The organism is Acinetobacter sp. YH12227 (assembly GCF_013417785.1).
Taxonomy (GTDB): domain Bacteria; phylum Pseudomonadota; class Gammaproteobacteria; order Pseudomonadales; family Moraxellaceae; genus Acinetobacter; species Acinetobacter gandensis.
This window is the reverse complement of sequence record NZ_VPDH01000121.1, coordinates 1-5987: the sequence shown is the minus strand read 5'-3', so window position 1 is coordinate 5987 and position 5987 is coordinate 1. Positions and strand designations below refer to the sequence as shown.

Sequence of the window (5987 nt, the reverse complement as noted above, 5' to 3'; positions counted from 1 at the left end):
CGTAAAGACAGACGGAATAAGGATTTAATCATTAAGCAGCATTGGATGGCTGCGTCGGAGTAGGTTTGATTTCGCCCTTGTTTGCCTTTTGATGGCGCATACCATTGCGTAGCAGGATCAAACCAAAGGGCAATATTTCCGCGACTCATAAGTGCTCGGTTATATGCGGGCCAATTGATTGTGCGGTAGATTTTGTGTGCAGGCTTCTTCATTTGAAAATTATATCGCTGAAAAAGCCTTTACAGATAGGTTTGTGCAACAAAGCCTCCAAAAACTCAAGAGTTACTTGTGCAATGTCCAGTTGAAATAGTGAAATAAAATAAAAAGGCCAGCAAATGCTGGCCTTTTTATTATTAGATCAAAATATAGAAATAAAACACTTCTGAAAACTTTATGAATAATAATGCTTAGGTTAAGATGAACCATCCTTTTATTGAAGTCTTTTGAACAGCTATGCAATCTTTTGTTCTTTATAACTCTGAGCAACGTAAAAAAGTAGAATTCGTACCTCGAAAAGAAGGGCATATCGATTTGTATGTTTGCGGAATGACTGTATATGACTACTGTCATATTGGGCATGCGCGTACTGTTATTGCATTTGACTACATTATTCGTTTTTTACGTAGCCAGGGTTGGCAGGTAAAATATGTTCGTAATATCACAGATGTAGATGACAAGATTATTAAACGTGCCAATGAAAATGGTGAAAAGATTTCAGATCTTACGAGCCGTTTTATTGATGCAATGAATGAGGATTTTGCAAAATTAGGTTGTTTGGAACCAGATGCTTCACCGAAAGCAACGGATCATATTGATCAAATGCAAAATATGATTGGTACGTTGGTGGATAATGGAACAGCATATCCTGCAAACAATGGTGATGTGTATTTTGAAGTTGAAAAATTTGCAAAATATGGTCGTCTTTCGGGGCGTAAACTTGAAGACATGCAAGCCGGTGCATCAGAACGTGTAGATGTTGAAGTAGAAAAAAAACATCCATTTGACTTTGTACTTTGGAAACATGCCAAAGAAAATGAACCGTCTTGGGCTTCACCATGGGGCAATGGTCGTCCGGGTTGGCATATTGAATGTTCAGCAATGTCCACTTGCTGCTTAGGCAACCACTTCGATATTCATGGTGGTGGTGCAGATTTAAGCTTCCCACATCATGAGAATGAAATTGCACAATCAGAAGCAGCAACAGGTGAGCAGTATGTAAACTACTGGATGCATGCGGGTTTCATTAATGTAGACGGTGAAAAAATGTCGAAATCACTCGGCAACTTCTTCACGATTCGCGATGTCATAGAAAAATTCCATCCAGAAGTTGTACGCTACTTTATTGTATCGTCTCACTACCGCAGCCCAGTGAACTATTCTGATGTTGCTCTCAAAGAAGCGAAAAACACACTTTCACGTTTCTACCATTCTTTTAAAGCATATCAACAAGCGTATGGTGAAGCGTCGACACAACAGTTTGACCAAGCGCTGGTTGAAAAATTTAATGCTGCAATGCGTGATGATTTCAATACACCTGAAGCAATTGCGATTTTGTTTGAAATCAATAAAGAACTCAATCGTGCGGTAAAAGAGGAAAATGCAGAGCAGGCGGGTATTTATTATTCAACGCTACGTCACTTGACCAATATCCTAGGTTTAGTGCAATACAACGTTGATGAGTTTTTAAAATCGGATATTGGTCAAGAAACGTTGGGTTTAACTGAAGAACAAATTGAAGATTTGATTCAACAGCGTAAAGATGCCAAAAAAGCCAAAGAATTTGCGAAAGCAGATGAAATCCGTCAGTCTTTACTAGATCAGGGTGTTGTTCTAGAAGATACACGTCAAGGTACAATTTGGCGTCGTGCTGATTAAATAGACAAATAAAATTATAGAGAGTTGACAGTTGTGTGAATTTCTCTATAATTCACCTCATTGCGGGAATAGCTCAGTTGGTAGAGCATAACCTTGCCAAGGTTGGGGTCGGGAGTTCGAGTCTCCTTTCCCGCTCCAGAATACGAAAAAATCCTTATCGAAAGATAAGGATTTTTTTTGTCTAAAAAATTGAAAAATTACAATAAACATTACATTTCGCAGCAATATTTTGAAACGTAGAACTTTGTTAGTTATGCTAAAATGTCTAAAAATATTCTGAAATCCTATTAAAGGTTAACTCGTTGGCGAGTTAGTAAGGTGTAAAGGTTTTGAATCCACAAAATATGCCGAATCAAATCGATTTTCAAAAAGTTGCATTAGAAACTTTACGTATCGAAGAGCATGCACTGCAGGTATTAGCGACTCAAATTGATGAGCGTTTTGATCGTGCATGCGAATACATTTTAAAATGTCGTGGTCGTTTAGTGATTACAGGCATGGGTAAATCAGGCCATATTGGTCGTAAAATGGCTGCTACATTTGCCTCAACTGGCACGCCCTCCTTCTTTATGCATCCTGGTGAAGCAGGTCATGGGGACTTGGGGATGTTAGTCAGTGGTGATGTGCTCATTGCAATTTCGAACTCTGGGAAGAGCGATGAAATTATGATGTTAATGCCATTAATCAAACATCTTGAGATTCCACTTATTACCATTAGTGGTGATGATAAAGGCCCGATGCCACAAAATGCTGATGTAGCATTGACGCTTGGAAATATTCAAGAAGCTTGCCCATTAGGTTTAGCACCGACCTCAAGTACGACGGCAACGCTTGCTTTGGGTGATGCATTGGCAGTGGCTTTATTAGATGCTCGTGGCTTTACATCGGATGACTTTGCTCGATCTCATCCAGCGGGTGCCTTGGGTAAACGCTTATTACTGCATGTAAAACATTTAATGCACACAGGTGAAGATTTACCAAAAGTTTCACCAGATACACCAATGAACAAAGTTCTGTACGAAATTTCGAACAAACGTCTTGGCTTAACCACAGTTGTTGATGAGCAGGATCGATTATTGGGTATTTTTACTGATGGTGATTTGCGTCGTTTAATTGATAAGCAGCAAGGCTTTGATGTAAACATGCACGTGTCTGATGTAATGATTCAAAATCCATTGACCATTTCACAAGATGCTCGTGCAGTACATGCGTTAGAACGTATGAATGAAAAGAAAATTACACAATTTGTTGTAGTTGATGAAGCCAATAAAGTCATTGGTATTATCAGCATGCATGATCTGATTCAAGCTGGGGTAAATTAATTAAATGGCATCATATGTTTTGCTAGAACAAGCGCGTCACATTGAAGCATTGGTATTAGATGTAGATGGTATTTTAAGTGATGGTTTTGTTACATTGACCAATACAGGCGATGAAATTAAATCATTTGATATTCGTGATGGACTAGGTATGAAACTGGTTCAAAAAGCGGGTATTAAAGTTATCATCATTACAGGTCGTAAGAGCAATATCGTTGATAAGCGCATGTCAGACCTTGGTGTTGATTTGGTTTTTCAAGGTCGCGAAGACAAAGGCGTTGCTTTAAAAGAAGCGTGTGCTCAGTTTGGTATTGATCCTTCAGATTGTTTGTATATGGGTGATGATTGGCCTGATCTTTCAGCTTTTGCAATTGCGGGGATGAAAGTCACTGTACCCAATGGTCATTTAGAAGTGCGTCGTCGTGCTGATCTGGTAACTCAAGCTATGGGTGGTCGTGGTGCAGTACGTGAAATTTGCGACATGTTGTTGGTATCTAAAGGCGTATACCAGGAACTACTTGAAAAATATGCAAGTGCACCTTATTAATAAACTATGATGCCGTCACTGGATTGAATCTCCGCTTATGGATACTAAAGTTTTATACGTTACGGCAGTGGTTATTGCCGCAATAAGTGGCGGTTACTACTACTTCGGTGGTAAAGGTAACAAGCTTCAAGCAGACTCGTCTAAAAGTATGACGTATTCTGCTGAAAATATTGTGATCACCCAAACTGATGAATTAGGCAAATTGCATATTCGTGCTCAGGTCGATCGTCTTGAGCAAGATTTGCAGAAACAAACCTCACACTTGGTAAATCTGAAAGCCTCTGCATATAAAGATGGTGCGGTAGATGCAACATTCTTTGCAAAACAAGCAAATGGCACAGATGACAATAAAAAAGTTGTACTCAGTGAGCAAGTCGTGGCGACTAAATTGATGAATCAAGGGCAAATGGAGTTTCATACCGATGAACTTACTGCATTTCCTGATACTCGTGAACTTGAGACGAATAAACCTGTTACTGTGATTTCGCCACAAGCTGAATTTACTAGCCAAGGTTTAAAAGCCAATTTGAATGACGGTCAATACGAATTTTTTAATATTCGAGGAAAGTATGAACCATAATCTTAATCGAAACACTCCTAAAACTTTCCTAAAACGTGCAGCGCTACTCGGTTCACTGGCGTTATGCTCGGTTGCGGCTTTTGCTTTGCCATCTGACCGTAATCAACCCATTTCATTGGTTGCGGATCGTGCAACATTTAATGAGAAAACAGGCATCACGACTTACACTGGTAACGTGATCATTGAACAGGGCACGATGAAGCTACAAGCAAATTCAATTGTGGCAAACCTGAACAGTAAAAAAGAAATTAGTACGATCACTGCGACAGGTGGACCTGCACATTTCCAACAAAAAACTGATCCAGCTAAAGGCCCAGCCAAAGGTCAGGCTCAAAAAATTATCTATAATGCTGAAACCGGCATCATCACTATGACTGGTAATGCATTGCTTCAACAAGATGGTGCGAGTATTCGTGGTAATTCATTGAAATACAGTATGAATAAGGGTGATATTGTTGCTGAAGGTACTCCGAATAAATCGGGTTCATCGACAGGTCGTGTACAAATTGTCATTCCACCATCAAGCACTAAATCCTTCCCAGGAGCGCGTGATTAATGGAGCAAAATCAGCAAGTACAAACGCTGTGCATTAAGCATTTAGCAAAAAACTATAGTAAGCGCTGGGTGGTAAAGGATGTGTCCTTTAGTATGCAGAGTGGTCAAATTGTTGGATTACTCGGTCCCAATGGTGCAGGTAAAACCACGAGTTTCTATATGGTGGTCGGTCTGGTTCGAATGGATAAAGGTGAAATTCATCTTGATGACCTAGATCTATCAGATTTAGCGATGCATGAACGTGCACGCAAAGGGATCGGTTATTTACCGCAAGAAGCATCGATTTTCAGAAAGCTTACGATTTCTGAAAATATCATGTCAATTTTGGAAACACGTAAAGATTTAAATAAGCAACAACGTCAGCAACGACTTGCTGAACTACTTGCCGATTTTAAAATTACCCATATTAAAGATTCATTAGGTATGAGTGTTTCAGGTGGTGAACGTCGTCGTGCTGAGATTGCGCGTGCCTTAGCGGCAGATCCTAAGTTTATGCTACTAGATGAGCCTTTTGCAGGTGTTGACCCAATTTCTGTGGGCGATATCAAAGATATTATCCGTACACTGAAAGACCGTGGTATTGGGGTATTGATTACTGATCATAATGTGCGTGAAACACTCGCAATTTGTGAGCATGCTTATATTGTAAGTGAAGGTGCTGTAATTGCAGAAGGCACACCTGATGAGGTGTTAGCTGATGAAACGGTGCGTAAAGTCTATTTAGGCGATGACTTTGTTGTATGATAAATATCATTATAAAAAGATGAATTTTCCTGTTGAATGCGCTAGTTTCATTCAACAGGTTTATGTTATTGTCTAATGCGACAAAAACTGACCATTTAATCTAAAAAATTAACAATAAATCAGTATACTCTAACTAAAAATACGACTTGCTTACATCATGCAATTACGAAAGATAACGAACCCGAAAAAAGGGTTGAAGCGACCAAATAAATACGCCTTTGTTTGTATGTTATTACTACCTTAGGACTTACGCATTGACGGATTCAAAAAAGTATTAAAATACTTTATAAAGTATCTGTGATCAGACGAATTAAACATGCTTCTACAGCAACTTGTACATTACCCATTTATATGGGCTTTCTCATGA

The 5987-nt window shown here is 39.2% G+C and carries 7 protein-coding genes and 1 tRNA gene; 7 read left to right on the top strand and 1 reads right to left on the bottom strand.

Annotation, left to right across the window (positions count from 1 at the left end; genetic code table 11):
• Positions 1–212, bottom strand: a 212-nt coding sequence (locus FTV09_RS16825) for a transposase (protein ID WP_180058936.1), incomplete at its 3' end; no start/stop codon positions are given.
• A 241-nt stretch (positions 213–453) separates the two neighbouring features.
• Here FTV09_RS16825 and cysS point away from each other — a divergent pair.
• The 7 genes from cysS (at position 454) to lptB (ending at position 5620) form a co-directional block, all read left to right on the top strand.
• On the top strand, positions 454–1875 hold the full coding sequence (gene cysS / locus FTV09_RS16820) for a cysteine--tRNA ligase (RefSeq protein ID WP_180058935.1): 1422 nt from the start codon (positions 454–456) through the stop codon (positions 1873–1875).
• A 62-nt stretch (positions 1876–1937) separates the two neighbouring features.
• Positions 1938–2013 (top strand) — tRNA-Gly (locus FTV09_RS16815).
• A 206-nt stretch (positions 2014–2219) separates the two neighbouring features.
• Positions 2220–3197, top strand: a complete 978-nt coding sequence (locus FTV09_RS16810; RefSeq protein WP_067762590.1) for a KpsF/GutQ family sugar-phosphate isomerase — start codon at positions 2220–2222, stop codon at positions 3195–3197.
• Between the two features lie 4 nt (positions 3198–3201).
• Positions 3202–3741, top strand: a complete 540-nt coding sequence (locus FTV09_RS16805) for an HAD family hydrolase (protein WP_067762589.1) — start codon at positions 3202–3204, stop codon at positions 3739–3741.
• Between the two features lie 37 nt (positions 3742–3778).
• On the top strand, positions 3779–4321 hold the full coding sequence (gene lptC, locus FTV09_RS16800) for an LPS export ABC transporter periplasmic protein LptC (protein WP_067762588.1): 543 nt from the start codon (positions 3779–3781) through the stop codon (positions 4319–4321).
• Positions 4311–4877: a lipopolysaccharide transport periplasmic protein LptA gene (lptA, locus tag FTV09_RS16795; protein ID WP_067762587.1), complete on the top strand. Its 567-nt coding sequence runs from the start codon at positions 4311–4313 to the stop codon at positions 4875–4877. The genes lptC and lptA overlap by 11 nt, the downstream gene beginning before the upstream one ends.
• A complete protein-coding gene (lptB, locus tag FTV09_RS16790; protein WP_067762586.1) occupies positions 4877–5620 on the top strand; it encodes an LPS export ABC transporter ATP-binding protein in 744 nt (247 codons plus the stop codon). Before lptA ends, lptB begins: the two co-directional genes overlap by 1 nt.
• The last annotated feature ends 367 nt before the right edge of the window (positions 5621–5987 follow it).